23 protein-coding genes and 2 pseudogenes are annotated in these 26,113 nt (G+C 69.1%); 13 read left to right on the top strand and 12 right to left on the bottom strand.

Translation table 11 applies throughout. The features are described 5' to 3' along the window. The first annotated feature begins 275 nt into the window (after nucleotides 1–275). Nucleotides 276–587: a hypothetical protein gene (locus ACJA3G_RS00855; protein WP_406550881.1), complete on the top strand. Its 312-nt coding sequence runs from the start codon at nucleotides 276–278 to the stop codon at nucleotides 585–587. 81 nt (nucleotides 588–668) lie between these two features. Continuing rightward, complete coding sequence (locus ACJA3G_RS00850) at nucleotides 669–1,379, top strand: alpha/beta fold hydrolase (protein ID WP_406550880.1); 711 nt, start codon at nucleotides 669–671, stop codon at nucleotides 1,377–1,379. Nucleotides 1,380–2,166: 787 nt separating this feature from the next. Here ACJA3G_RS00850 and ACJA3G_RS00845 read toward each other — a convergent pair. Continuing rightward, entirely contained in the window at nucleotides 2,167–3,522 is a 1,356-nt protein-coding gene (locus ACJA3G_RS00845) for a sensor histidine kinase (RefSeq protein WP_406550879.1), read from the bottom strand. Between the two features lie 185 nt (nucleotides 3,523–3,707). On the opposite strand from ACJA3G_RS00845, the gene ACJA3G_RS00840 reads away from it, so the two are divergent. From ACJA3G_RS00840 to ACJA3G_RS00820, 5 genes are read left to right on the top strand one after another with little or no spacing between them, the layout of a single operon-like run. Beyond that, nucleotides 3,708–4,349 (top strand): hypothetical protein, encoded by a 642-nt coding sequence (locus ACJA3G_RS00840; protein ID WP_406550878.1) that lies wholly within the window; start codon nucleotides 3,708–3,710, stop codon nucleotides 4,347–4,349. A gap of 5 nt (nucleotides 4,350–4,354) precedes the next feature. After that, on the top strand, nucleotides 4,355–5,035 hold the full coding sequence (locus ACJA3G_RS00835; RefSeq protein ID WP_406550877.1) for an ABC transporter ATP-binding protein: 681 nt from the start codon (nucleotides 4,355–4,357) through the stop codon (nucleotides 5,033–5,035). Beyond that, complete coding sequence (locus ACJA3G_RS00830) at nucleotides 5,022–5,684, top strand: ABC transporter ATP-binding protein (RefSeq protein WP_406550876.1); 663 nt, start codon at nucleotides 5,022–5,024, stop codon at nucleotides 5,682–5,684. Before ACJA3G_RS00835 ends, ACJA3G_RS00830 begins: the two co-directional genes overlap by 14 nt. Further along, the gene (locus ACJA3G_RS00825; RefSeq protein WP_406550875.1) at nucleotides 5,681–8,338 is read left to right on the top strand and encodes an ABC transporter permease; all 2,658 of its coding nucleotides are present in this window, start codon (nucleotides 5,681–5,683) and stop codon (nucleotides 8,336–8,338) included. The genes ACJA3G_RS00830 and ACJA3G_RS00825 overlap by 4 nt, the downstream gene beginning before the upstream one ends. Nucleotides 8,339–8,363: 25 nt before the next feature. Next, complete coding sequence (locus tag ACJA3G_RS00820) at nucleotides 8,364–9,116, top strand: response regulator transcription factor (protein WP_406550874.1); 753 nt, start codon at nucleotides 8,364–8,366, stop codon at nucleotides 9,114–9,116. A 577-nt stretch (nucleotides 9,117–9,693) separates the two neighbouring features. Here ACJA3G_RS00820 and ACJA3G_RS00815 read toward each other — a convergent pair. The 4 genes from ACJA3G_RS00815 to ACJA3G_RS00800 form a co-directional block, all read right to left on the bottom strand. After that, nucleotides 9,694–10,968 (bottom strand): hypothetical protein, encoded by a 1,275-nt coding sequence (locus tag ACJA3G_RS00815; RefSeq protein ID WP_406550873.1) that lies wholly within the window; start codon nucleotides 10,966–10,968, stop codon nucleotides 9,694–9,696. Between the two features lie 38 nt (nucleotides 10,969–11,006). After that, nucleotides 11,007–12,263, bottom strand: a complete 1,257-nt coding sequence (locus ACJA3G_RS00810; protein ID WP_406550872.1) for a sensor histidine kinase — start codon at nucleotides 12,261–12,263, stop codon at nucleotides 11,007–11,009. Continuing rightward, nucleotides 12,254–12,907 (bottom strand): response regulator transcription factor, encoded by a 654-nt coding sequence (locus ACJA3G_RS00805; protein WP_406550871.1) that lies wholly within the window; start codon nucleotides 12,905–12,907, stop codon nucleotides 12,254–12,256. Before ACJA3G_RS00805 ends, ACJA3G_RS00810 begins: the two co-directional genes overlap by 10 nt. 617 nt (nucleotides 12,908–13,524) lie before the next feature. Continuing rightward, complete coding sequence (locus ACJA3G_RS00800; RefSeq protein ID WP_406550870.1) at nucleotides 13,525–13,998, bottom strand: hypothetical protein; 474 nt, start codon at nucleotides 13,996–13,998, stop codon at nucleotides 13,525–13,527. Between the two features lie 1,220 nt (nucleotides 13,999–15,218). Between ACJA3G_RS00800 and ACJA3G_RS00795 the strand changes: the two genes are divergently transcribed. From ACJA3G_RS00795 to ACJA3G_RS00785, 3 genes and pseudogenes are all read left to right on the top strand, one after another. Next, a complete protein-coding gene (locus ACJA3G_RS00795; RefSeq protein WP_406550869.1) occupies nucleotides 15,219–16,406 on the top strand; it encodes a cytochrome P450 in 1,188 nt (395 codons plus the stop codon). Nucleotides 16,407–16,572: 166 nt separating this feature from the next. Further along, nucleotides 16,573–17,799 carry a cytochrome P450 gene (locus ACJA3G_RS00790; protein WP_406550868.1) on the top strand — a complete coding sequence of 409 codons (1,227 nt, stop codon included), beginning with the start codon at nucleotides 16,573–16,575 and terminating at the stop codon, nucleotides 17,797–17,799. 94 nt (nucleotides 17,800–17,893) lie between these two features. Continuing rightward, nucleotides 17,894–18,092, top strand: a pseudogene (locus ACJA3G_RS00785) (IS5/IS1182 family transposase); the annotation flags it as partial. 75 nt (nucleotides 18,093–18,167) lie between these two features. On the opposite strand, the gene ACJA3G_RS00780 reads toward ACJA3G_RS00785, so the two are convergent. The 4 genes from ACJA3G_RS00780 to ACJA3G_RS00765 all read right to left on the bottom strand — a co-directional run bounded on the left by ACJA3G_RS00780 (nucleotide 18,168) and on the right by ACJA3G_RS00765 (nucleotide 20,580). After that, on the bottom strand, nucleotides 18,168–18,734 hold the full coding sequence (locus ACJA3G_RS00780) for a hypothetical protein (RefSeq protein WP_406550867.1): 567 nt from the start codon (nucleotides 18,732–18,734) through the stop codon (nucleotides 18,168–18,170). Between the two features lie 279 nt (nucleotides 18,735–19,013). Then, complete coding sequence (locus tag ACJA3G_RS00775; RefSeq protein ID WP_406550866.1) at nucleotides 19,014–19,421, bottom strand: hypothetical protein; 408 nt, start codon at nucleotides 19,419–19,421, stop codon at nucleotides 19,014–19,016. Between the two features lie 598 nt (nucleotides 19,422–20,019). Further along, entirely contained in the window at nucleotides 20,020–20,229 is a 210-nt protein-coding gene (locus ACJA3G_RS00770) for a hypothetical protein (RefSeq protein WP_406550865.1), read from the bottom strand. A gap of 69 nt (nucleotides 20,230–20,298) precedes the next feature. Continuing rightward, on the bottom strand, nucleotides 20,299–20,580 hold the full coding sequence (locus tag ACJA3G_RS00765) for a hypothetical protein (RefSeq protein ID WP_406550864.1): 282 nt from the start codon (nucleotides 20,578–20,580) through the stop codon (nucleotides 20,299–20,301). 926 nt (nucleotides 20,581–21,506) lie between these two features. Here ACJA3G_RS00765 and ACJA3G_RS00760 point away from each other — a divergent pair. Together ACJA3G_RS00760 and ACJA3G_RS00755 are read left to right on the top strand one after the other, a co-directional pair. Beyond that, the gene (locus ACJA3G_RS00760; protein ID WP_406550863.1) at nucleotides 21,507–21,935 is read left to right on the top strand and encodes a hypothetical protein; all 429 of its coding nucleotides are present in this window, start codon (nucleotides 21,507–21,509) and stop codon (nucleotides 21,933–21,935) included. 333 nt (nucleotides 21,936–22,268) lie between these two features. Further along, nucleotides 22,269–22,523, top strand: a complete 255-nt coding sequence (locus tag ACJA3G_RS00755; RefSeq protein ID WP_406550862.1) for a hypothetical protein — start codon at nucleotides 22,269–22,271, stop codon at nucleotides 22,521–22,523. Between the two features lie 234 nt (nucleotides 22,524–22,757). On the opposite strand, the pseudogene ACJA3G_RS00750 reads toward ACJA3G_RS00755, so the two are convergent. Beyond that, nucleotides 22,758–23,953 (bottom strand): annotated as a pseudogene (locus tag ACJA3G_RS00750) (actin, cytoplasmic 2). 313 nt (nucleotides 23,954–24,266) lie between these two features. Further along, nucleotides 24,267–24,674, bottom strand: coding sequence for a hypothetical protein (locus ACJA3G_RS00745; protein ID WP_406550861.1), 408 nt, complete (start codon nucleotides 24,672–24,674; stop codon nucleotides 24,267–24,269). Between the two features lie 377 nt (nucleotides 24,675–25,051). Between ACJA3G_RS00745 and ACJA3G_RS00740 the strand changes: the two genes are divergently transcribed. Beyond that, complete coding sequence (locus tag ACJA3G_RS00740) at nucleotides 25,052–25,324, top strand: hypothetical protein (protein ID WP_406550860.1); 273 nt, start codon at nucleotides 25,052–25,054, stop codon at nucleotides 25,322–25,324. Nucleotides 25,325–25,610: 286 nt separating this feature from the next. On the opposite strand, the gene ACJA3G_RS00735 is transcribed toward ACJA3G_RS00740, so the two are convergent. Then, nucleotides 25,611–26,113 (bottom strand): hypothetical protein (locus ACJA3G_RS00735; protein ID WP_406550859.1); only part of this gene is annotated, 503 nt, incomplete at its 5' end.

The raw sequence follows: 26,113 nt of genomic DNA, 5'->3' as shown, positions 1-26,113 counted from the left end.
GCGGCGAACCCTGGATGCGCAGGGAGGAGTGGCGGTGCCAGGGTGAGATCAGCCGAGGGATCGCGGGAAGGGGTGTCGCCCACATGGAGACAAACCGGTCCCCGTGCGCTGCGGTACCGCGTTCGGACAGGGCACCCCGGTGCATGGCTGGGCTGCTGACGGTCGTGGTTGCGGTCGAGGTCGCAGCGGTCGGCTGCTCCTCCACCCATACGGCCACCAGCCCATCGGATCGCGCTGTGCCGCCGGCAGTAGCCCTGACGGGCGACACTTACCGCGTGCCCGAGCCGCTACCGGCAGGAACACCGGGCGCGCTGATCGCTACGACCGACCACGGCCTTGATGCCCGGCTTGCCGGCGCCCGGCGCTGGACTGTGGTCTACCACTCCACCAACGGCCGTGGCGCGGACGTCCCGGTGAGCGGCATCGTGCTCCTGCCACCCGGCCCCCCTTCTCGTGGCGGCTGGCCGGTGGTGTCATGGGCGCACGGCACCACCGGGGTGGCCGACGCTTGCGCTCCCTCCCGGCTGGCCGATCTCGGCTCGGGCGCCTACGCCCAGGAACTCAGTGCGCTGTTGCGCGCCGAGTAGGCGGTCACCGCCTCGGACTACCCCGGGCTCGGGACACCGGGGACGCACACATATCTGGTCGGCGCGGACGAGGGCAATGCGGTGGCCGACATCGTCAGCGCTGCCCACCAGTTGGCGTCCGGCCTGGGGCGGGTGTGGTTCGCGGTCGGGCACTCCCAAGGCGGCCAGGCCGCTTTGTTCGCCGCACACGCGGCGCATCCACCGGGCGCTCAGCGCCTGGGTGGGGTAGTGGCAGTTGCCCCGGCCAGCCATCTGGAGGTGATGCTCATAGGGGTGAAGGCGTCCCACGTGCCCGGCAAGCTGTCCTTCGCTCTGTACTCCCTGGCCGGGCTGGCGGCCATCGACCCCACCGACGCGTCGGTGAGCCTGCGCACGCTGCTGGGTAACGCGGCAGCCGCCACCGCCTCGCGGGTCCTCGCCAGCTGCGCCACGAACAGTGCCCAGGTACTGAAGGACGTGGACACCGAGAAAATGCTGCCGCTGGGTGCCGACCATCTGAAGCGGATCGGGGAGCGGATGGGCGCCTACGGTGACCCCGACCGCGCCCCAGTCCCCGTCCCGGCACTGATCATCCAAGGCGGGGCCGACCTCGACGTGCCGGCCGCCTGGACCAACCAGGTCGTCGCCCAACTGCGCAAGCTCGGCTCGCCAGCCGTGCTCTACCGCACCTATCCCGGCGCAGGCCATGTACAGGTCCTGGGCCAGTCGCTCTGCGACCTGCTGGCCTTCCTCCGCACTCACGGCGGAACCGCGCAGGGCACCTGCACTCCCGTTGACGCCGGCACTGGCTGAGTCGCCTGTCTGACAGCGCTCATCGCGGACCCCCATCGCCAGACAGAGAATTCAGAGGCTGTGCTGTGAGCCATTGAAGCCGTTGTCTTTCCGAATGCGATCGTTGCGGCGGCTCGGTGTGCCGATTCACCCGGCGACGTACTGGCGCCGGGCAGCAGGCTGGTTCAGGGGTGTCACAGCGAGGCAGGGCTTCATGCGCGCGCCGAGGGAGTACCCGACGGTCCTCGTGCCGAAGACATCCTTGACCGCACAGAGATACGCCTTTTTTCGTCGGTGGCGTGTTCGGTGGTACCGGCGCGCCACAGCCAGCTCGGGCCGCCGACGGTGACGTCCCGGCCGAACCAGGTCGTGGGCCGGCCTTCTTGCACTTGCACCTGCTGCGTTTCTTCCCGAACACGTTCCGCGAGCGGGCTGTCCCGGCAGATCGGCCACGCGGTCCGGCCGGCCACGACAGCCCCCGCGCTGCGGGCCTCATCGGCCAGGAAACGGTAACCGAACTCCGGGGCCTCGCAGTGGGCGTCGAACAGCGCATTCGCGCGGGTTGTCGGCGCGAACTCCGCACTGGCACCGACCGTTCGATCCAGCGGCAGGAGGGTTGCCTTACGAGCCTGAAAACCCCGCACGTGACCGTGACAAGGGTCCCGTCCACGGACAGCTCTGTCACGAGCGGGCAGATCCTTTGCCGGACAGATTCGCCTTTGACAGACAGCCGGCAGCGGCGGTCACAGCTTCCACCGTCCTGCCGGGGGCTCAGACCACGTCCGGGCGTGATCACCCGCGTGTGCGGTCAAGGCCTGCCGTTCTCCGGCGGTGCGCTTGAGTCGTGCTCAGGCGTAGTCCGGGCAAGTCGGTGGCTGTTCCCTGCAACGGAGCCGAGGGGGACGAGGAGGGTGAATCGGGTGGGCGCGTGGGAGGCAAGGGAGAGTCTGCCGTCCAGGGCGTCTGCCAGGTCTTGGGCCAAGGACAGGCCAATGCCTTCGCCGGGACCTGACGTGTGGCCTCGGGTGAAGAGCCGAGCCGGGGCGATGTCGAGTGTTCCCTCGTCGGTCACGTCGAAGGCGAGGGCGTCCTCGAAGTCCCGGACCGCCACTTCGACCGCTCCACGTCCGTGAAGGCGGGCGTTGTCGAGCAGAATGTCGAGGATCTGGGTGACGGCCCGGCCGGCGATCAACGCCTGGGCGGCTGCCTCCGGTGCGGTGCATTCCAGGCGTCGGCCATCGTCGGCGAAGACGCCGTGCCAGCGGCTCGCGAGGTCCTCAAGGACGCGGCCCGCCGCTTCCCGGGGGGCGGTCGCTGCTGCGGGGTGACGGGATTTCCTGGTCAGACGGAGCACGTCCTCCACTGTCTGGTGGAGGTGGCGGGTGGATGCCAGGGCCTCCTCGATCGCAGGACGCAGCCGGGAGTCCTCCTGGGCAAGGGCCGACTCCAGGGTGAGCTGCAGACCCGTCAGCGGGGTGCGCAACTGGTGGGAGGCATTGGCGGTGAAGTTCTTTTCGTGTTGCAGGAGTTCCGACAGGCTCTGCAGCATGTCGTTGTGGGTGCGCGCGACCTGATCGATCTCCGTAATGGGGCTGTGCCTGGCGCGCGCGGTGAGGTCACCGTCGGTGACGGCGCGGCATTGGCGTGAAAGGTCTTCCAGCGGAGCTGTGAGCGCGCGGGCCTGGCGGCGGGCGACCAGTATGGCCACGCCCAGCGCCAGCAGGGCCACACCGAGCAGCGCTCCCCAGCCGGCGAGGACGCGCTTCCAGATCCCACGGGTCGGCGCCGAGGCGCGGACGACACCGATGACCTGCTCGTTGTGGGAGACGGGTACGGCGATGACCAGTTCATTGCCGGTCTGGGAGCGGACTGAGGCCGCGGCGAGCGCCTGCTGGACGGCCCGGTCCCCGCTCTGCGGTCCAGCGCCCGCTTTCCGGCGCGGGCCCGCATCGTAGAGGCCCAAGTGCTCGCCCGCTGCCGCGGCGGGCAGTTCCACGGGGTCGCCTGTGGTGAAGTCCGGGCTGACGCGGACGGCACCGGCAAGGGCATCGCGTTCGAGCGCGTCGCGCTGGTGGGCGAAGAAGTAGGACTTGATGGCGAGGCCGAGCGGGACGGCCAGCAGGACCAGGGCAACCAGCACCGCCGTGACGGCCACGCGCACCACACGCTGTCTCATGCCCTTCATGGTGATGCCTGCCCATGCACCGGCCGGGTCGCGCCTCGCGGTTTTGCCGTCGTCTAACCCTCGTCGGGCGGGACGTTAACCCGCTGCTGACTAGCGTTGCTGTCATCACCGTCCGCCCCGGCGAGTCCCGGCGGGGCTCCGAGGGGTCCGAGAAGGGCAGTGTCATGAAACACGGACGCACACTTGCCGCCGCCGCACTGGTACTCACTACAGCGGTGAGTGCCGGCTGCTCAGACTCCGGTTCGAGTCACAACGCCGGGCTCGAGAATCCGGTGAATGCGGCGCGCAGCCATCTCCCGGGCGCCCGCACCCCCGGGACACCGGCGCCGACCGAGGCGAATCCGCCCGGTGACATCCCCGACAACCAGGCGTTCGTCGTCTACCACCCACGAGCCGGTGGCTTCACCGTGAAGGTGCCGGAAGGCTGGGCCCAGACGGCTCAGGGCGGCACGGCAGTGTTCACGGACAAACTGAACCGGATCGAGATCGCCACGGCGCGCGCCACGGCGCCTCCCACGGTGCAGTCCGTGAGCGCGCAGATCGTTCCCGTGCTGCGGCAGCGGGTCGCGAACTTCGCCGCGCCCGCGGCATCGCAGGTCACCCGGCACGCCGGCCGCGCCGTGCTGCTCACGTATCAAGGTAATTCACCGCCCGACGCGGTCACGAACAAGGTGGTGCGGGACGGGTTTGAACGGTACGCGTTCTTCCGTCAGGGGTTTGAGGTGGACCTCACACTGTCCGGACCGGTGCATGCCGACAACGTCGACCCCTGGCGCCTGGTCACCGACTCCTTCACCTGGCAGTGACGGCCATGAGCGCCACGGCCGTGGCCCTGGAGGCCCGGGAGCTCTACCGGTTCTTCCGGGCCGGTGAGGAGGAGACCCAGGCATTGCGGGGTGTCTCGTTGTGCGTCCGGCGTGGCGAAACCGTCGCCGTCGTCGGCCCATCGGGATCCGGCAAATCCACCCTGCTGGGGTGTCTGGCCGGCCTCGACGAGCCGTCGGGAGGCGATGTCCGCATCGACGGCATACGGATCAGCCACCGGCCGGAGGCCGAACGGGCCCGGCTGCGGGCGCGGGGCATCGGGGTCCTGCTTCAGTCCAGCAACCTGGTTGCCCATCTCAGTGTGACGGACAACGTGCGGCTCGCCCGCAGCGCCGTCCGCGGCAGGCCCGCCGTGACGGTGGAAGACCTGCTGGAGCAGGTCGGTCTGGCCGGGCGGGCACGAGCGCTGTCCCGGCAGCTGTCCGGCGGGGAGCTCGCCAGGGCGGGACTGGCCGTCGCCTTGGCCAACTCCCCCGGTGTGCTGCTTGCCGACGAGCCGACGGGGGAACTCGACGGCGGCAGCGAGCGGCTGGTGCTGGAACTGCTGCGCAGCCGCGCCGACGACGGATGCGGGGTTCTGATCGTCACGCACAGCGCCGAGGCCGTCAGGGTCGCCGACCGGGTCATCGCCATGTCTGACGGGAGGGTTCACGATGCCGGCCACTGACCTACTGATCGACTGCCAGGACGTGGCCCGGACCTTCGGCCGCGGACCCTACGCCGTCGTGGCTGTGCACGGCTCGTCCTGCCAGGTCCGGGCCGGCGCACGCCTCGCTGTCACCGGCCCCTCAGGCTCGGGAAAGTCCACCTTCCTGCATCTGCTGGCCGGACTGGAACAGCCCACCAGCGGAACCGTCTCCTGGCCGGCATCGACCGGTCCGCACGACATCGGCCTCGTTTTCCAGGGCAACAGCCTGATCCCCTCTCTGGATGTCGCCGAGAACGTCGCGCTTCCGCTCGTCCTCGCCGGGATACGCCAAGACCGCGCCCGGGAAAACGCCGGGGCGGCGCTGGCTCTGGTCGACGCCGCCGAACTGGCCGACCGGCTCCCGGAGGAGCTCTCCGGCGGCCAGGGACAACGGGTCGCCGTCGCTCGCGTGCTGGCCCAGGCCCCCCGCGTCATCCTCGCCGACGAACCCACCGGACAACTCGACCACACCACCGGACAGCACGTACTGGCTGCCCTGCTGGGCGCCGCGGACCGGATTGGTGCAGCCCTGGTCGTCACCACGCACGATCCGTCCATAGCCGCGCGACTGGCCGAGCAGCGCCCCATGCATAACGGACGGCTGCTGTCCGCCCAGGAGACATCATGATCGCCGCATGGGTCGGCGGACTCGCCCGCCACCGGACCGGGCGGCTCCTGGCAACGATCGCCGGCATCGCGCTGGCCGTCTCCCTCATCGCCGCGCTGGGCTCGTTCCTCACCGCCTCCAAAGCAACCATGACGCAGCGCGCGGCCCAGTCAGTGGCCGTGGACTGGCAGGTCGAGGTGCAAAATGGGGCCGACCCGCAGGCGATCCTGGCTACCATTCGCAGCACCCCGGGAGTGCGGGCCGCCCTTCCGGTCGGCTTCGCCCACAGTGCGGCCTTCGCCGCGACCGTCGCCGGAACCACACAGACCACCGGCCCCGGCATGGTCCTCGGTCTCCCCAACCAGTACCGCACGCTCTTTCCCCACGCGATCCGCCCCCTGACCGGCCAGCCGTCCGGGGTACTCCTGGCGCAGCAGACCGCCTCCAACCTGCACGCCGCTCCGGGCGACACGATCCAGATCACCCTGCTCGGCGGCAGCACGCGCCCCGTGCACGTCGACGGCGTCATCGATCTGCCGCAGGCTGATTCGCTGTTCCAGAAGATCGGCGCGCCGAGCCAGTCCCAACCGCCCGCGCCACCCGACAACGTCGTCCTGCTGCCCGCCTCTCTCTTCACCTCCCTCACCACATCCCCGGCGCCGGACCCCGCATCCGCCGTCACCACCCAGATCCACGTAGCACGAGACGGCCGGCTGCCGGCCGATCCAGCCGCCGCGTTCACCGCAGCGACCAGGGCCGCCCACCATCTGGAAGCCCGCACCTCCGGCGGCGCGACAGTCGGCGACAACCTCGGCGCGGCCCTGGACGCCGCCCGCCAGGACGCCCTCTACGCGCAGCTTCTCTTCCTGTTCCTCGGTCTGCCCGGGGCCGTGCTCGCCGCCGCGCTCACCGCCGCGGTTGCCGGCGCAGGCGGTGAACGGCGGCGTCAGGAGCAGAGCTTGCTGCGCACCCGGGGACTGCGGCCCCGCCAGATCGTCGCCCTGGCCGGACTCGAAGCAGGCCTGACCGGCATCACCGGCGGACTGCTCGGACTCGGCGTCGCGGTGCTGGCGGGGCGGATCGCCTTCGGCACGGCATCGTTCGGAGCCGGTACGGGTGCAGCGGCCACAAGGTTCGGGCTGTCCGTTGCCCTGGGTGTCGCGGTGGCCATGGCGGCCGTACTCACCCCCGCCCTGAGGGATCTTCGCGCCGTCACCGTCGCGGACACCCGCAGGCCGGCCCACCGGGCCGCATCGGCGTGGTGGCGGCGCATCGGTGTCGACTTCGCCCTGTTGATCGCTTCCTGGCTCGTCTTCCGCGCCTCCTCGGCAAACCAGTACGCCCTCGTCCTCGCCCCGGAAGGAGTGGCGAGCATCTCCGTGTCGTACTGGGCCTTCTTGGGGCCCGCGCTGCTCTGGACGGGTGCCGCCCTGCTCCTGTGGCGGCTGTGCCTTCTTGCCCTCGCCTACGGCCGGCCCCTCTTGGCCACTCTGTCCCGGCCACTGACCGGAACCCTGTCCGGGGCCACCGTCGCCACCCTGAGCCGCCGCCGACGCCCCCTGGCACGCTCGATCGTCCTGCTCGCGCTCGCGGTGTCCTTCGCACTGTCCACCGCCACCTTCAACGCCACCTACCGGCAACAGGCCGAGGCCGACGCCCAGTTGACCAACGGCGCCGACGTCACCGTGACCGAGCCCCCCGGTGCCCAGACCCCACCGAGCGCCGGCACCTCGCTCACCGTGCCCGGGGTGCGCCACGTGGAACCGGTCCAACACCGGTTCGCATACATCGGATCCGACCTCCAGGACCTGTACGGGGTACGCCCCGACACCATCACCGGTGCGACCCCCCTGCAGGACGCCTACTTCTCCGGCGGCAGCGCCCGCGCCCTGATGACCCGTCTCGCCCAGCACCCCGATTCACTGCTGGTCAGCGCCGAAACCGTCGCCGACTTCCAGCTGTCCCCGGGCGACACGATCAATCTCAAGGTCCAGGACAGCCGCACCAAGGCCCTGCGCACCGTGCCGTTCCACTACGCGGGCATCGTCAAAGAGTTCCCCACCGCCCCCAAGGACAGCTTCTTCGTCGCCAACGCCTCCTACATCGCCCAGAACACCGGCAGTGACGCCGTCGGCGCGTTCCTCCTGGACACCGGCGGTACCCAGCAGAAGACCGTCGCCGCCCGCGTCCGCAACCTGCTCGGCACCACCGCAACCGTCACCGACCTCACCCAGACCCGCAACCAAGTGGGCTCCAGCCTCACTGCAGTCGACCTCTCCGGGCTCACCCGAATCGAGCTGGTCTTCGCGGTGATCCTGTCCGCCGGGGCCGGCGGGATCGTGCTCGCCCTGGGCCTTGCCGAACGCCGCCGCACCTTCGCCATCGCCACCGTGCTCGGCGCCAAACCAGGCCAACTGTGCGGCATGGTCCTCACCGAGGCACTGCTGATTGCCACAGGCGGCCTCGCCGGAGGCACACTGATCGGCTGGGCGCTGGCCGAGATGCTGGTCAAGGTACTCACCGGGGTGTTCGACCCGCCACCTGCCACGATCGCGGTCCCCGGCGCCTACCTGGCACTGACCGCGCTAACCGCCGTCGCGGCGGTCATCGCCGCCGGCCTCAACGCCGTCCGCCACTCCGGGCGACCCGCCGTCGAAGAGCTCCGCGACCTGTGACCCGCCCACCCCTACGCTGCACACCATGCGCACGCCTGCCGCCCCCACCCGCGTCCGCGTTCTCGTCGTCGAGGACGATGCCACCATCGGCCGCCACCTCGATACCGGGCTCCGCGGCAACAACTACCTGCCGACCTGGAGCCGCACCGGCGCAGGCGCGCTCACCGAAGCCGAACGCGCCCCCTACGAAGCCGTCCTCCTGGACCTGGGCCTACCCGACATGGACGGCCTCGACGTCGCACGCCGGCTCCGCGCCCGCTTCCCCGGCCTCCTCATCGTCATCCTCACCGCCCGCACCGACGACATCGACGTCATCGCCGGACTCGATGCCGGCGCCGACGACTATCTGGTCAAACCCTTCAGCCTGACCGTGCTCCTCGCCCGGCTCCGCGCCCACCTTCGACGCCATACCCTCGCCTCGCCCGAGGAGGAGCCGATCCGTCTCGGTGACCTCCTCATCGACACCGCAGCCCGACGCTGTACCCTCCACGGTCGGGAAGTGTCCCTGCGCGCCAAGGAGTTCGAGCTCCTCGCCACCCTCGCCCGGCGCGCGGGATCGGCCGTCTCCCGGGAAACCCTCATGGCCGAAGTCTGGGACGAGAACTGGTTCGGCCCGACCAAGACCCTCGACGTCACCATGGCCACGCTGCGCCGCCGCCTCAGCGAAGCAGCCGACCGATCGCCTTCCCCGAGCCTGCTCCCACTGATCACCACCCTCCGGGGCCACGGCTACCGTCTGGAAACCACGCAGCCGAACCACCCCCCGCGAACGTCATAGCCCCAGCCACTGGACTGAAGACCAGAGACGACTGCGGCCCGGGGCTGCCCTCACAGGACGGCCACCCGCCGGTGAGTACCCCGGCCCGGCATCGCACTCGACGGCGCCCCGGCATTCGACGACCTCGACGAGGGCGAGACGAGACACACGGTGACACGGCGCGGCTGTTCGAGCGGGGGCACACCGGAAGCGGGGAAGGTACGGGTATCGGCTTCGCCCATACCCGCGACCTGGCCGTCTCGCTCGGAAGACGGCTCTCCCTGACCAGCCGAATGCCCCCCGCCTTGACCTTGCTCGTGGCCCTGTCGCACAAGGAAACCGGCGACCAGCCCGGTGACCATCGACGCCTGCTTCCGGGACACCCGCCACCATCGCCACTGGATAGCTCGGTGCAACAGCGGCGGGGCGGCAGAAACCGTTGCCACCGGGAGTCCGCGGACATGCCCGCGCTGCCCAAGGCACCCTGTCCGCCTGCTCTGTCCACGGCTCGTCGGGTGTGCCGGGGGGCGGTTCTCCTCGCCGCGCCGGCACACTGAGCCCGTCGGCCGAGTGGGCCGTCCGGGCGTTGTGCGGCCTGTCAGCCCAGGTCCGCGAGGAGGGCGTCCAGTTCGCTCTCCTGTTGAGCCGGTGGCATCGGGGGGTTCTGGTGGTCGATGCCGAAGGTCTTCAGCACTTTGTCCATCTGGGCGTCGATGGAGGTCCAGCCGGTGTCGTCCAGCGGCTGGAGCGAGTCCTGGTCGGCATCCCACAGGTCACGCAGCGACTGGGCGGCCTCGTGAGCCCCGGCCGCGTCCCCCGAGCGTGCGTCCTTGAGCGAAGTGGACGCCAGGGTCCGCAGCGCACCGACCTTCGCGGGCGGGAAGTTCTTCACCGCCTGGCCGGGAGGCAGATGAACGGTGGAGACGGCGTCGGTCTCCGGCGCCGGACCGACGTGCGGCTGAGCGTGGGCCCAGCTCATCAGGGCCGCGGTGGCGACGGCCAGTACCCCGAAGCCGGCAAGCGCGATGCGCTCCGTGCGCCGGTTGCTGGTGACCTGCTCGGCATGGGTCGCCTCACGCGTCTCGGTCACATCCGCGCGCGTCACCGTCAGGTAGACCACGGTCGCCAGGATCAGGCCGAGGAAGATGAGGCTGGTGGTGAACGTGCCCAGCGCGAGACCGGTCGGGTCGCCCGGGCTCTCGGCGGCCTTGGGGGAGGCGAGCCAGTCGCCGATGTTCGCGCCCAGCGGGCGGGTCAGGATGTAGGCGAGCCAGAAGGACAGCACCGGGTTCGCGCCGAACCGCCACAGGGCCGTGATCGCCGCGATGAGGCCGAGCGGCAGCAGCACCGAAACGCCCGGGCTCCAGCCGGTCAGCTCCAGAGTCCAGTCGCCGGTCGCGGTGCCGAGCGCGAAGGTGACCAGGACCGTCATCCAGTAGAACGACTCCCGAGGGAGCGTCGTGACCGAGTGGATCGACAGCGTGCGCTCACGCAGCCACCACACGCCGAAGACCACCGCGAGCAACACCGAGAAGACCGCGCAGCTGATCCACAGCGGTACGTTCAGCTGATCGGTCAGAATGTCGGTGTACAAGGTGCCCGTGACGCTGACAACGACCACGGTCACCCAATAAGGGAACGGTACGTACCGCTTCAGCCGCAGTTGAACGGCCAGGGCCGCCACCAGGACCGCGGTGAAGATCCAGGCCGTGTTCACCAGGCCGACGCCCAGCTGGGTGTTGATCCAGTCGGCGAAGCTCTCGCCAACCGTCGTGCACAGGACCTTGATCACCCAGAACCAGATGGTGACCTCAGGGACCTTGTTGAGCATGAGCCGCCCGCTGCGCGTGCGTGATTCGGTTGTCGTTGTCATGCGGGGAGGTTCGCGCGCGGAACCTGCAAGTAACCTGACTACGCGGCCGGGAGCGTCACCTCGATGTGACCGCGGCCATCCGCGATCGCGCGGACCTCCACACCGGCCGAGGCGGCGATGCGCCGGACCACCGGCAGCCCAAGCCCATGCCCGTCGCCGCCGGTCACACCTGCTTCGAAGACCCGGTCGACCTCCGCGGGATCGACCCCGGGTCCGTCGTCCAGGACATCGACCACGACTTTCTCACCCTGGATGCGCGCGGTGATCCACACACGTGACCGTGCATGCCGCAGGCCGTTCTCCAGCAGGGGCGACAGCAGCGACACGGCGACATCGGCAGCCACAGCGACGTCGGCCTTGGAGGGAAAGGCGACCTCGACCGCGCGGCCGGCGATCGCCTGCCGCGCGGCGGAGCGCAGATCACACCGGGTCCCGGCGTCTGTCCGTGCGCGCGCGGCGCGCAGAAGCGTCGTGATCGCCGCATTGAGCCGGTCGACCTCGCTCAGCACCACCTCCGGCACCACCCGTTCGCCGGACAGCTGCGCGAGCTGCGCCTCGCCCCGAAGGACGGTGAGGGGTGTCCGCAGCTCGTGGGCGATCTCATCGGTAAGCCGACGCTCGTCCGCCAGAGCGTTGTCCACACGCTCCAGGAGACGGTCCAGGGTCTGTCCCAGTTCCCCGAACTCATCGCGCGGGGCTCCGAGGTCGAAGCGGCGCCCAGGTTCGTGATGGCCCCAGTCATCGGCAAGGGCAGCCATCTGGTGTACGACCCGCAGCGCGCGGCGCACCACTAGGTGCGCGACACCGCCGGCGAGAAGGATGGCAAGGCCGCCCAGCACCAGCGACAAGGTCAGGCTGTGCTGCTCGGATGTCTCATAAGGCGTGAGGTCCACCCGGACGATCACCATGACGTGGTGGCCCTCGACCGGGACCTCCCGCGCGTACAGGAGGTAGTGCGCGACCATGGCGGTCTGCGATCGCCCTGAGCCTGCCAGCGCTTCGACGCGCTCGACCATGCTGCCCGGAACGTTCCCGTCGATCAGGCGGCCGTCGGCATAGACCCAGGCGACCTCGTCCAGCGCCTCACTGTTGTTCTCCGTCAGCACGACACGGCCGCCCATCGCGGTGACATTCGCCGCGACCGCCTCGGCGCGGGTACGCGCCAGGTCGTGCGCGTCGGTGTCCGTCACCCGGCTCAGCAGCACATGCGACACCACGACCAGGACCGCTACCACGACGGTGGCGATCAGCACCGTGAGCGCGACGACCCTCCGGCGGAACCGTGTCAGTGCCATCGGTAGCCCACGCCTCGGACGGTCGCCAGACGCTCCGCCACACCCAGCGGACCGAGTTTGGTCCGCAGCCGGCGCACGAAGGAGTCGAGGGTATTGTCGCTGACCTGCGCTCCGTGCGGCCAGCCAGCAGCGATGAGGGCGTGTCGACGTACCGCGTCGCCCTGCGAGGCGATGAGGCGGCCCAGTAGCCGGAACTCGGTCGGGGTCAGGCTCTGGCTCACCGAGTCGTAGGTCACCATGTGCTTCGCCGGATCGAGGGTGACCTCGCGCGGTGCGGGCGCCACGGTGGCCCGGCGCAGCAGCGCGCGGACGCGGACCAGCAGTTCCGGGATGTCGAATGGTTTGGTCATGTAGTCGTCAGCGCCTGCCTCGAAGCCGCCCACTTTATGATGCAGGCCGTCCAGGGCGGTAAGCATCAACACCGGGGCGTCGACGCCCCGCGCCCGAAGGGCCAGACAGACGTCGCGGCCGTCGGCGTCCGGGAGCCCGAGATCCAGGACGACCAGATGGGGCACCGTCGCGAGCTGCCGCAGCAGGCTGCCGGCCGTGGCGGCGACGGAGACGGTGTGGCCGTCGTGTTCCAGGGCGCGCTTGAGGATGCCGCGGACCGCCGCGTCGTCTTCGCACACCATGATGAACGCCACGTGCTGACCCTAGATACTCCCGTCCCAGTTCTCCATCTGCCCTGGTCAGCCGCCTGACGGTCGGGAACAGGCCGCTGATGACGCATGCCACTGCCCTCCCCTGAGGCCGTGGGTCGGGCACGACTGGCCGCGCCCCAGCCGCGGGGGTCGCGGGAGGACGACACTGGGTCGCATGGACCCTGTGCAGGGGCACATCGACGCCACTGCGCGCCTGGTCACCGCCCACTCACGGTCAGGAGAACGGTCCCGGACGGTCGCTCCCCTGCCCGGTTGCCACGGACGAGGCACCATGGAGCAGGGCATGGCTGACCGCACGGGACTGGCGCGGCTGCTGGTGAACGCGGCGCGCAGGGTCGCGAAGCAGACGGGCTGTGACCCCGAACCTGCGCGTCCCCAGATTTGCGCACGTCGGAAGGTGTACTGATCATCGACGACACGTGATTCGTCAGGAAAGGCACCACATCAGCAGGGGGTGATACGGCAGTACATCGGATCTTCGACGGGCGGACGCGTTGTTCGAGCTGACGTATGCCCTTCTGGCAGCCGGCCGCAGTGCCCGGGTCCGGTTCCCGTTCCCCAGAGCGGGAGTCGCGGGCAGCAGACGGCTCAGACAGTGCTCAGGGAAGGAGTCGCGCGCCTGGCTCATGTAGGGTCGCCTCCTGGCTGATCCAGTGCGGCTTGAGGGCCTCGGCACAGGGGCGGGCAATGCTCCAGATCTCGTCCTCCCCGGGAATCACTCGGCCGCTGAGGTACCGCGCGGCGCGGGCGCCGGGTTCGTGGCCGAGCAGTTGCCGGGGCTGGTCGCCGAGCCCTGTCGAGTCCAGCACCCGGCGCAGTTCTTCCATGAAGATCCTCTGCTCCGGCAGGATGTCTATCACCACGCGCGGGGCGGGAGGCCGCCGCTGTGCCGACAGCATCCGCTCCGCATTCTCGTGCCACCACATCCAGTACTCGACCTGACTGCGCAGTTCCCGGAGGTCACCAGGGAGCCGGTCCACCCAGGCGAACGGATTTGGCGCGTCGGAGCCGGCTCGGACATCCTGCCTCACCTTCTCCGGGTCGCCCAGCCACCAGCGCAGCAGGACCCCCACCGTGGCCGACCTGCCCGCTGTCGGGATCCGGGATTTTCCACCGCTCCGGCACGCCCTCCTGCCCTCTGACCTCCCCTTACCTCCTGATGTCTCGCGACGTCTTCTTTCAAGATAGCTCTGTTCGCGTCGTCACTCAGAGTCCTTCGTGGACAGCAACAGCCAGGCATACGGGACGAGTTCGTGGACCTTCTTGCCAGGCGCCGCGCCAACGGGTCGCTGTCCGCGCGAAGTCCACGACGGGTCTTCACCACGGAGGTGACGGCATGACTACGGCCCCCCGCGCCAACGGGGGGCCGTACACGTAGCCCGAAGGGTCTCCCACCCGGAGCGCCACATTCCCCAGAACAGGAGAGAGCCACCAGTTCCGCACCCGACAATACGGGGCCCCCACGCCGCCGTCGACCCAGACGGTCCGGCCGCCGACGCCCCGCGCCACCACGGCCGAGCGCCCCCAGCGCTCTATGCCGCTCCCTCGGCCTCACCGCGGCCCACGGCTTCATCCAGGGCGCCACCAGCAACCTGGGAAGGAGCGTGGTCGAGTTGGCCATCTGGTGGATCATCCAGTGATGACCCGCACGACCCCTGGGCGCCAACGCCCAGGGGCCCCGCCCCACCCCGGCCGCCTCCACGTGCGCTGTGCTCCACAGCGACGGCGCCGTCGGCGGCCAGGCCGTGGCCGGAACTGTCGTCGAGCAGCTGCGTGCGCCGGTTCTCGCGCCGCATGGTGTGTGAGTCCTTAGGGCCGGCCCCGGCCACTGGAGCCTGTCGGGCCGCGCACCCGGCTCGGCCCCGGCGGGCTCGTTAGTAGGACTCCGCAATGTCTTTCCGTCGGTCTTGTCCACGAGCATGTGTGGGTGTTCGCGTCGAGACAACAGAAAGACCGGGGCCGCAGGTCGCCCGTAGCTACTCTCTCCGTGGACGCTGCTCTACATAGCTGGGCCGAAGACGAGTCATCCAGCGCAGGAGAACGGGCGGACGGCAGGAGCCGTGCGCCATACAGCGCGCTCCCGCGAGTTGTGCAGCTCATGGGCTGGGGCTGGTGTTGTGGCGTGGTCCGCGAGGTGTGTGTTCGCCGGCCCAGGTGCGGCGGCACCGGCGCGGGGAGTGACAGACGGCCCTCGCCGGAGCACGCTGGCCGTCCGGCATCGGGGTAGCGGATACGTCGATTGGATGCGGTCCTGTCGCGCGCAACCTCCCCCGCTCAGCGGAGGAGGCAAGCCATGGAATCGTCCACTGGCGCGATGGAGGAGCGGCCCGTCCCGAAGCACCGCGGCACGGCCTCCTGGCGCCGGGACCCGCTGGCCTACCTGAGTGCGGAGTTCGACGGAACGCGAGATGTCTGGCGCTCCGCGTCCGGGCGTCTGTGTGTGGCCGGACCGGAGGCCGCACGCGAGGTGATGGGTAACCGGCAGGGCATGTTCGTGGAGACCTCGGACTTCTTCCACACCCGTACCGGCGTCTTCGGCCCGCGAGGCGCACAGATCGACATCGGGCGCGGCGCACGTGCGCTGATACGGCGCCGGCTCGATGCCACTCAGGCCGAACTGCCCCGGCTGGTCAGGGATCGGCTGGCGCCGATCAGCCGTTGGCCGGACGCCGGCAACCTGCTGGTCCGCGAGCACCTGGCGGATGTGCTGCTGTGCCGGGACGCCCCGGGGGCACTGCGGCAGGCAGTTGACGGTGTGGTGGGGCGTGCGGTGCTGGCGGGGGCGCGCGGGCGCCATGGGACGGTCTCGCGGCTCGTGTTCCGCCGGAGGGTCATGCACGTGCTGGCCTTGGAGATCCGGGCACGCCGTGCGGCTCCTGTGGGTGATCCACGTGACCTGCTGGATGTGGTCGTCTCCGGGGGTGGCCCGTCGGCGTCGCCGGGTGATCTCGCCGAGGTCTATCTGTCGTTCTTGTTCGCCACGGTGGGCTCGGTCGGCTTCGCGCTGGGCTGGGCGGTCTACCTCGTCGGTACGCACCCCGGCACCGAGAGCGCGGAACCGGAGTGGATCATTCGGGAGGCGATGCGGCTGTGGCCGGTGGCATGGCTGTTCACCCGTAAGCCAAGGGATACGCACGACCTGGCCGGGGTCGCCGCCGGTCCGCACGACGACGTGGACGTGTGCTCCTACCTGATGCACCGGCACCCGCTGCACTGGGACCGTCCCGAGGAGTTCGTGCCGATGCGGTGGGCGGCGCCCCCACGTGATCCGGCGTTCATGCCCTTCGGATACGGGCCACACACGTGCGCCGGCGCCACAGTGACGATGGCACTGCTGAATGATCTCGTCCGCGTCATCACCCGCAACTGGCGCTTGTCGGTCCCTGCCGCGGGGAGCGGTCCCCATCTGGGCCCCGCGCTGGCTCCGCCGCGCTTCACCATGCGGCTGAGCGACCGTGTCGATTCGCCTGGGGGGAGGTGAACAGCATGAGGAAGCTCTACCGCTCTGCCAAGTCGGCCCTCAACATCCGGTCCGGCTACGGCGGGATCTATCACTTCTGGTATCTCTACCACCACATCTGATCCATCGGGGTGCGGGAAGTCGCCTTGCGACGGGCGGCTTCCCGCGCGGCGTGAGAGGCGACACCATGACCACTCCGCACCATCCCAACGATTTCCTGCACGACCTGCGGACCCGCAGCGCAGCCGAAGGCGGAGTCTTCTGGATCAACGACGACCTGCTCGCCGTCTTCGAGCCGGACGCGGCACGCAAGGTCAGCGCCGCGAACTGGCAGGGCCTCCTCATGAGTGACCGCTTCGTCGACATGATCCGGCGCCGCCGCAGCACGCAGGTGCCGTGGGCCCATGTGCGCACCGAGTGGCGCACCAAGCTGCACACGCTCGCCACCGCCGAGCACCACGCCGGCCTGATCACCCGGATGCAACAGACCATCGATGCACATCTCGGCGACGACATCGATCTGGTCCTGCTCGCACAGGATGCTGCCGTACAGGCCCTGCTGCCCATCGCCCTGTCCGGTCTCACCGCCCGCGAGACCGCGTGGATCGTCCAGGATCTGAACCAGAAGCTGACGCGGCTGATCGACCGTCCCCCCGGCAGCGGACTGAGGCATCAGCTCCACTTCGGCGCCGTGCAGTTCCGCGCGGGACTCGTCGTACGGCGGGTGCTGCGTGAGCGTGCCTCCGGGCGCCGCGCACGGGAGTGCGACCTCGCCGACCCGTTCGTCGATCTGTTGCCGGCACTCGGCATGGACCGTGCGCTCGACGTGGTTACCGCGGTGCTCACAGCAATCGGCGGACCGCCCGGCGCGGCAGCCGCGAGCACGTTGTACGAACTCGCCCGACAGCCGAAGTGGGCCCACCGGCTCACCGTCGAACTGGGGAAGGTCGATCCGGACGAGTTCTGCGCCGCCCCGGTGAAAACGGCGCCGCTCACCCACCGTTTCGTCAAGGAAGTGCTGCGTATGTGGAGTCCCCCGCTGCTGCTCATGCGGCATGCCCGGACCTCGTTCGACCTCGGCAGCACCACGCTGGAGGAGGGACGTGGTTATGTACTGAGCCCGCACATGATCCATCGCGATCACCGGTTCTGGCGCGACGCGGACACCTTCGATCCGGACCGCTTCCTGCCCGGCACCCCGCACGGCCCCCTCGGCAGAGGCTGCTATGTGCCCTTCGGCTGGGCGCCCAAGAAGTGCATCGGTGCCGATATCGGCACCGTCCAGCTGATGGCGCTGTGCTATCTGATGTGCATGCGCTACCAGCTCCTCGTGCCCGATGCCGAGCGTGTCACCATGGCGTATCGCTTCGCGCCCGTGCCGCAGGAGTTCCACGGACAACTCACCCTCCGCTGAGGGGAGTTCCAGCGGTACCGCGCCCTTTCCTGAACCCGGCAGAGGCGCGTTCCCTCCGGCCGGGCCGTGGCGGAGTGGGGAGGCGAACGAGCGGCGATCCGGCCTGCGGCGACGGCGGATCCGGCACATCCCCGAGCGCCGGGACCAGCGGGCCAACCGCCAACGGCGCGGCAGCCGGGGCGGTCGCCCCGCCGGTTTCGACCGGGCACGATAATGGACGCAGGAACGAAGTCGAGCGGACCATCAATGCACTCAAGGGCTCCCGGGCCGTAGCCACCCGGTACGACAAGTGAGCATACGTTTTTCACGGAACGGTCACCCTCGCCGCGATCCGGTTGGGGCTCCGTTGACGATCCGCCGGACAGTCCTCAGCAGGCCACGCTGATGGAGTAGGACTTCTGGCCGGAGTTGATGTCATTGCTGCCGTCGGTCCAGTACGGGCCGTTCTGGTGGAAGTTCAGGGTGACGCTGTAGGTGCCGCAGGCGCCGATGGATGAGGGGGAGCCGCCGCTGGCCGAACCGGTGGGAGACCCTTGCGTGACGGTACCGGTGTTGTAGTTGCCCGACTGGCCGCCGATTCCGACCGAGCCTGTGGCACTCCAGCGGGCGGGGTAGCTGGACGATGCGTTGTACCAGGCACCGCCGTAGTAGTACTGGTTGTTGCGGGCGTTGACGATCACCTGGTTGCCGCTGGATGCGAAGCGCAGGCACACCTGCACCTCGGCGTAGGTGTACTGGCCGCCGCCGTAGAAGCCCTGGTTGGCATTGCAGTAGTCGCCCGATGGCACTGCGGCGCGGTGCTCGGCGGCCGTGGCGGGTGCGGCGAGAGTCATGCCGGCCAGTGCGATGAGTGCACTCGCCAGTCCGGTGACGGTCTTGCGTTGTGCAGCGTAGGCAGCGGCTGATGCGGGGGCGGTGCGTCCAGTGAGTCTCACGGGTTGGCTCCCTGATTCCGCGTGAATCCCCTGGCCAACAGGGGGCAGCACCAGAACAGCAAAAACGCCAATACAAATCACCATCGGTTCGCGTATTTCACTCTAAAGAGTCATTGATGCAGGCGCTTGTCCACTGGCTGGCCGGCTTGCTCCGTGGCCTGAAGCAACGTGCGGGAGCTGCCCGCCCTGGAGTGCGGCTCCATACGAGCCCGCTCTCTCCCGCCCCGCGCTGAGCGGAACGAGGCACCGCGAGGTGGTCGTGCGACCCACCGGACAGCCCTAGGGCGACACGGTGATCGTCCCGCTGGATGACGGATGTCCTGTCCCGGACCCGTTGAGGCTTGCGGTTTCGGTGAGGGTGGTAGCCGAGTCCACATAGGGCGTGACGATCGAGAACCCCACGTAGCTCCAGCCTGTCGTGAGGTCTCCCGAAGTAGCAGTGGTCGAACGTCCTTGGATGCCTGCTGTCGGGCTGGTGGCGAGGTTGGCGCCCGACCAGACGGCCGCGTCGCTGACCGTCTCACCGCAGGTGGTGTCGGGGCCCGAGGGCTGGGCCGGGTCGGTGGTACGAGGGCTCAGACAGTCCTGCGTGGACTCGCTGACCAGCGACGTACCGCTGGGCAGCGAGGTGGTGACCGAGGCGTTGCGGATCGTGGCGCCGGTGTCGTTGCGCGACCAAATCCTCACCAGAACCGTGGCGCCTGGGGCTGTGTCGACGCTCGAACTCCAGGTCGCACCGCCATCGGCCGAGAAAAGCAGCGTCGACGACGGGGCAGCGTGAGCGGTGCCGGCGAAGGCAGTCACACAGACGCCCATGACCGCTGCTACCACGCCGGCACGAGCCCAACGAGATGACCGAAGCCTCATGCCGCATTCCTCCCGATGGGCCAATCCGTCCTGTTCAGGATGAGTTTCGCGCGCAACCGTCGCGACCGCGTCAGCGCAATTCACCTGAAAGAGAGCCTTCCCGCACATCCGCACTAAAAGGTCAGACCGCGCAGGACCCGTGGCCCCACGATCTGCCTGCCGCAGGCCCAGCCCCCGGGCGAGCTCACCCTCAGTCCCCCACACCTCCGCCTCCAGTTGGCGATTGCGAGTTGCCGCTGCATCCAGCCGCCGCACCAGGCAGGCATCGACGCGCCCCGGTGGGCAGCTGCCAGCCACCGGCACAGGGCGCGGCGGTGTATGCGGGTAGCTGGGGCCCGGTCGGGTGCCCTGTCCCCCCCTACGGGAACGGAATCCACAGCAGAGCGAGCCGGGGGACGCCTGCGGTGCAGCAGGCTGGTCAGCCAGCAAAGGACGGGCCGTCGGGGCGAGGCGAGCCGACGAGTTCCGGTGCCACGTCGGCCATCGTCCCGAACACCAGGACCGTTTCCGGGTTCATGGTGTCGTTCTCCAGGGCGGGCGATGATCCCCGACGGCAACAGATCTCCAACCGGTTCGACAGCACGTGAACCGAGAGAACGAGGTCCGGCCCGGGCACGGTCACGCTCACCGTGATCCGGCTCTGGCTACGCCCATGACCTGCCTGGCGCCCAGGCCGTTCAGGACACCACGATCGGGATCAGAACCCGAGAGAGGCCTCCCTGCTGCCGATGCCGGTGCCGAGGAGGCCCTTCCCGCTGCTGCTGCCGACCTCGCCGCCGAGGAGGCTCTCGCCGAGGAGGCCGGTGCCCAGGAGGCCCTGGCGGGCGCCGATGCCGGTGCCGAGGAGACCGTAGCTGCCGAGGAGGCCGGGGCTGGGGGGGTTGTCGGCGGCGTGAGCGGGAGTGGCCAGCACGATGCCTGACAGCGCGAGAAAGACAGTTGCCGCACTAGCGGCGACCAACCGGCGAATGGTGCTCATGATGCCTCCCAAAGGCGTGCGCCGTATCGGCACATGGGGTGGATTGGCGGCAGCATTCCACACCCCTCAGCCCCTCGCACCCACACGCAATGGCGCCCAGAAGCCCCCAGGGGCGTACCAGACCCCCGTGCGCCCCCGGTGCCTGACGGCGAGTAACCGACCCATCAAACACGCCTGTCGAGGATCAGTGAAACTGCGCAGTGCTCAACCAAACGGCGCAGCCACGCCCGACGCTAGGAGCGCCGCAGGTCAGACGACTGGCAGCATCGCTTCCTGCGCAAATTCAGTGAGCCAGCCAGTCGGCAACCCATTCAACCAAACTGCACAACCCCAGATCAGAAGCGTGACGACTACTCAGTTCCACTGACGCGCGACACCAGCTCAGAGTCGGGCAACAGGGGTTGCTGGAGATCCTTGGACTCGAACTGGCCGACCCCGAAGTTCAGGCCCCGTCCTGTTCCCGGCCGGGCACGTTCGGGATGTTGAGGGTGACGGGGGCTCGTCGCGGGTGAGTCCGGCCGCGTCGGCCGGCTTGCTATGACGGCTACAGCAGGCCGGCCCGGCGGATGCTGGCCGTCGCAGTCACCGCGCTCAGCCTTGCCGCCCGCGCCGGCGCTACGTTGTCTCAAAGGCCGGCGCTGTGCTGGGTCGAGACCGCCCGCAAGACAGGGTTGGACGCGGTGATATCGACGGCTCCACCCAGGGGCCGAACCGAGACCCCGACCGGCGGATCACCCCGCGCTCAAACCTTCGGGACGTCATTTTCGGCTGGCACGGCCATGGGCTGATGCGCCAACGGCTCCCCAGACCGCGGCGGAAGTTCGCCGCTGGACGGTTTGACGGAAGATCACATTTCTCTTCCGGCATGCGACTACGGTATGCCATATCGGCGACGAGCGCCGTGCCAACATGGCAAGGAGAATCACATGAGCGCAATCGTCCGCAAGCTGAGCGATCAGACCTGGCCCGGGTTCGACGACTTCAAGAAGTACTTCCTTTCGTGTGCGGCCGAGTTCCCCAAGTGGGCGCCGGACATCAAGGACACCGGGGACCGGATCACCTTCGCCGGCACTGGAGATGACATGGTGAAGGTACTGAACAGTCCCGAGTTCCGGACCTTCTGGAACCTGCTGCCGGCCGGGATGGACGCCGCCACGGCCTTCTGCCAGCTGTACGCCCTCAAGTACCCCTCATACATGGGCCTGGAGGGCAAGACCGGGACCTATACGCTGCGGATGAACGTCTGGACCGACCTGTGGGAGCAGCAGAACGAAGCCCAGTTCACCCAGTCCCACCGCTTGACGTTCCTTGTGCGGGGCGACCGAGAGAACACCGAGATAACCATCTGCCTATGACGTCCCGGTGACCCGCCTCCTGGAGAGCTTCCAGGAGGCCTTACCCAGCCCCGGCTTCTTCATGAGACCAGCTGGCTGACGGGTGAACAGGAATACAGAAAGGGCCTCTCACCAGCGAGAATGAGGATTGTCCAGGTCCCTGCTCCCGCGCCGGTCGGAGGCACTCAGCTCGAAGGCGTCCTTAACGGGATCATCTCCCGCGGCGCCCCGAGCACGCTTTTCGGACGGGCCTGGTGGGCGGGAGGGGCCCGCATCGCACACGTATCCCAGCAGGCACCCATCCGAGGGCCACCACCCCTTGTGACACCTTCAGACGCATCAGCCCCGCCCATCATGACGATCATGACCTTCTCACCTGCCCGCCGAGCTGCGGCCGGCACCGCAACAGCTGCCATGCTCGCCCTGCTTGCCGTGTTCCCCGCCACCGCGACCGCCGATGACCACGGCAGGGAACTGGTCAGCCCCATGCTGACCGGCGGCACGACCGCTGAGCAGCTCAACGAACTGGGCATCCCCGTCAGTACCGTCAGCGGAGTCAGCAGCATCGCGGCGATCCACGCCAAAGGCGGATCCGAAACACCTCGTTGAGCAGCGGCACGCACGACGTCTGGCTGAACTGCACGCAGTGGCCCCGCCGCAACCAGGCGGAGGGGAGGAGCCGTTGCGTGACGCACCCCGCTGGGTCCGTCCTCGCGAGATCGAAGACGACGCGGGGACGGGGTGGGGGCAGCGAGGCGGGAGACGCCACCGCCTGCTGCCGGTGATGATGTACGGATTGCGGCCGTCGGCCCGTACCTTGCGCAGACAGCCAGCCTCTTCGATCTAGGCCACGATGCACTGGAACCGTGCGCTCAACGATCCGCAAACGGCAGCCAAGCTGCAGGGTGCAGGGGTGTTAGCGACGCGGACGCTCACCCACTGGGCAGCCACAACACCCAGTGGTTGAGCACCCTCAGGTATCAGGGGCACTTGCGGTGCACCACCGAGAAGCCTCCCGTCTCGTAGTCCGCGCGAGTGATCCACCTGCTCTGGAATCGGGGCGACTGGCGAAGCCCGAGCCGCCCGCCCATGCGGCGTGTGCGCGCTCGGGGGAAGCGAGCACCTTGGCCGTGGTTCCGGCAAGGGCGGAGAGCTCCTTGCCCAAGCGCCCGGGCAGGCCGGGAAACATGTGGCTACGCCCGAGAGCACGACGTTGTTGTAGAGGTCCTGGCGGATGTCGACGTCGCAGGCGAGGACGGCGCGGTGGGCGCTTTCGTGCAAACCATGCAGTTCTAATCCGGCGATCCGGGGTGAGAAGAGCAGCTCGGGCGCACGGTGGCGGGGAGAGTCGACCGTGATGGTCCTGCCGTCGGTGAGCTTGTGGGCGATCGTCACGTCCTTCTGTACTTCGCGTTCCGGGTCGTCCGCCACATAGCAGCAGGTCTCCATGATGGTCCGGGCGGCCTCCCGCCCGCCGGCCGAGGTGTCCAGGGCTACGGTGCCAGTCAACATCTGGCGCAGGTAGAAGAGCACATCTCCGCCGGCGTAGCCGGGCTGCCCGGTGGCGTGAGGGAGCGTGTGACCGTCGTAGACCGGCGTCACGTGGGTGACTCCCTCCCCCACCGACACCACCAGCCCATTGGTACGCCCGCTGGCGTGCAGGGCCAAGACGGCGGTGTTGGAGATATAGCAGCCCTGCACCCCGAAGGCGTCGAACAGGATCTGGACGCCCTTTCCCGCTCGGTCTTCGGGCTGAGCGGGGACTCGGTCAGCAGCACCTGGCAGCCTGCCGGATCGACACGGAGACGCTCAAACGCATGCCGCCACAGTGCCACCACGGCGTCCCAATCCCGGATGCGCCCATTCTCCACCGGGCTGGTCAGCGCCACCTCGCCCCGCCTGGCCGCCACCTGCTCCCCCACCAAACGGGTACCGCTCTTACCGGCATCCTGGACCGGGCCGATGAGCGACGGGAACACCACAGGCCCGGCGTCTCCCGCCCGGCCCGCTTTGACCAACCCAGAGCCGGTATCGAACACAACAATGGTCACGACCCGCACCCCAGCCTGCCGCCGGTAAGGGGTTCTTGAAGGCGGTATACGGCCCTGTGCTGAGCCATGACGGGGACTCCTCGTCGACGATATTCAAGATCAACAGCAGACTGTCCCGCTGCTTCCGCGTTTCCGCGCCGCTCCCAGCGCCCTCCGGGCCAAAAACCGCCGAACAAGCCACCCCCGTCAAGGCCCTTGGCTGCTCCACCCGCTCCCGCGAACTGCCTCTGGCACCACCATCGGCGCCGCGGGCCTATTCCCCGGCACCGCAAGGGATGGGCCAACGGGCTCCGGCGATGCGTCAGCCGTGCTGGAGGGCGGCGAGGAAGACGTGGACATGGTCGAAGGCGGTCTCGGCTTCGGTGATCTGGCTGGCAGTGGGGGTGATAGTGGCGTGTTCGGGGGAGCCCTCCGGCCACCACTGCAAGACGGGGGCGAGGACGACAGCGCAATGGCCCAGGAACCAGCCCATCGGAGTGCGGGAGGTCGCTGTGGCGAGCGCGAGGGCGGCGAGGGCTTCGCGCAGATGGTCGAGCCGGTCGCCGAGTGGCGCGGCAGCCGCCTGTGCGGCCGGGCCGGCTGGCCAGGGCAGGGAGAGCAGCAGTTCGGCGGCCAGGGTTGTATCGGTGTCGGTGACGACCCATACGTCTGTCTGCCGCCACTGCCGGGCCTGGGCGATCGCAGCGTCTGTCGCCGCCTGCATGGTCATGCGCACACAGTACGCAGCGGCTTGCTCACGGCGGCCAGGTCCGCTCCAAACGGGACACAACCTCGACGGGGAGCTGCGCCGCTCTCGCAAAACCGCCTGTCGCTACGGCTACCTGGCCAACTCCGCCGCACATGGCTGTTCCGCCCCTCCGTGGCGCATGGGGCCTAACTCGGCATTACCGTCCCTCGCGCCGCCTCGGCGGCCCATGATGGACGGAAGGATTGCTGTGCAACGAAGCGCGCTGGCGCTTGGGGAGCGTTGACATGAATCATGGTGCACCAGAAGAACGGGACAGGTACCAGGCAGTTCGCGGCCCGCTGGACGAGCCTGTCGTGCGGGGGGCCGTCGATGGCCGTCTCGCCGTCGAAGGGGGAAAGTTGACGGTCTTGGTGCGCGTCGAGCCGTATGAGGGCATGGCTGCCGGAGACGAGGTGCTGCTGCGGTGGGACAGCGGCGTCGTCCGCACCTCATGGACACAGAGCCGGGTGGTGGCGGAGCAGGCTGTGGGCAAAGACCTGGAGTTCTCGGTTCCCGCCAGCGGTGGCGGCACCGTGCGCGTCAGCTACGTCGTGGAAGGCCCGACGGGCTCCCGCCGCCTCTCTGCCCCCCTGGCACTCGCTCTGTCCGCCGGCTCCCACCCAGGCGGCTGAAGACATGCGTTCGCCGCACAAGGACCGGCGGGCACGTTCGCGTCCTGGCGAGCACTGACGCGGCGGCCGGCTGGGCCACCCCCCGTACAGCGGTCCAGCCGGCACCCTCTGCATGGCGCCAAAGGTGGCGAGGCGTGCGCTGCGGGCGGGCCCTCAGGGCACGGGCCGCCCGTGGCGCCCAGGGGACACCGATTGCCTGCCCAACGGTGCCCACAACCTCTTGAGCCGCACCGCGTGTTCGCGGGCTGAACACGCGGCCGTCAGGAACGGCCGATTCTGAACCCGGTCACCTCTCGCTGCGCACCCGGACCGTCACCAGGCCCCGGCCGTCCGCGGCGACATCCAGATTGGGCGGAAAATCGTCACTCGTACAGACATGCACGAGCCGGCGCCCGCCGCTCCATCGCAGGCGCAGAATGCCCCGCCCGACCACGGAGGCCGGCCGCGTCCGCGACCTGACAACAATCTGCACATCCTCCTCCCCCACGCAGTCCCCCCGGTCGAGGGGGACGACCGTGTATCCGGCCCCCGACACGATGCAGGTGACCGTGGCGCTGACCAACGGAATGACCCTCAACTCGTAACTCCCAGGAGCCTTCCCCAGCAAGTCGACGAGCCGCACGTTCGCCTCGTACATCACGGTGAACTCCTCATGGCGGGAATGAGCGAAACAGCGGTGACCAGTACATGAGGCCCGCCCAGGGGACACCGATTGCCTGCCCAACGGTGCCCACAACCTCTTGAGCCGCACCGCGTGTTCGCGGGCTGAACACGCGGCCGTCAGGAACG

It is taken from the genome of Streptomyces sp. YS-3 (assembly GCF_045257485.1).
GTDB lineage: Bacteria > Actinomycetota > Actinomycetes > Streptomycetales > Streptomycetaceae > Streptomyces.
This window is presented reverse-complemented; position numbering and strand designations above follow the sequence as displayed.

Excerpts from the sequence above, each read along its gene's own strand:
- ACJA3G_RS00840 (WP_406550878.1), top strand. The coding sequence starts at position 3,708 with ATGAAACACGGACGCACACTTGCCGCCGCCGCACTGGTACTCACTACA.
- ACJA3G_RS00835 (WP_406550877.1), top strand. The coding sequence starts at position 4,355 with ATGAGCGCCACGGCCGTGGCCCTGGAGGCCCGGGAGCTCTACCGGTTC.
- ACJA3G_RS00830 (WP_406550876.1), top strand. The coding sequence starts at position 5,022 with ATGCCGGCCACTGACCTACTGATCGACTGCCAGGACGTGGCCCGGACC.
- ACJA3G_RS00825 (WP_406550875.1), top strand. The coding sequence starts at position 5,681 with ATGATCGCCGCATGGGTCGGCGGACTCGCCCGCCACCGGACCGGGCGG.
- ACJA3G_RS00820 (WP_406550874.1), top strand. The coding sequence starts at position 8,364 with ATGCGCACGCCTGCCGCCCCCACCCGCGTCCGCGTTCTCGTCGTCGAG.
- ACJA3G_RS00815 (WP_406550873.1), bottom strand. The coding sequence starts at position 10,968 with ATGACAACGACAACCGAATCACGCACGCGCAGCGGGCGGCTCATGCTC.
- ACJA3G_RS00810 (WP_406550872.1), bottom strand. The coding sequence starts at position 12,263 with ATGGCACTGACACGGTTCCGCCGGAGGGTCGTCGCGCTCACGGTGCTG.
- ACJA3G_RS00795 (WP_406550869.1), top strand. The coding sequence starts at position 15,219 with ATGGAATCGTCCACTGGCGCGATGGAGGAGCGGCCCGTCCCGAAGCAC.
- ACJA3G_RS00790 (WP_406550868.1), top strand. The coding sequence starts at position 16,573 with ATGACCACTCCGCACCATCCCAACGATTTCCTGCACGACCTGCGGACC.
- ACJA3G_RS00765 (WP_406550864.1), bottom strand. The coding sequence starts at position 20,580 with ATGAGCACCATTCGCCGGTTGGTCGCCGCTAGTGCGGCAACTGTCTTT.
- ACJA3G_RS00760 (WP_406550863.1), top strand. The coding sequence starts at position 21,507 with ATGAGCGCAATCGTCCGCAAGCTGAGCGATCAGACCTGGCCCGGGTTC.
- ACJA3G_RS00755 (WP_406550862.1), top strand. The coding sequence starts at position 22,269 with ATGACGATCATGACCTTCTCACCTGCCCGCCGAGCTGCGGCCGGCACC.
- ACJA3G_RS00745 (WP_406550861.1), bottom strand. The coding sequence starts at position 24,674 with ATGACCATGCAGGCGGCGACAGACGCTGCGATCGCCCAGGCCCGGCAG.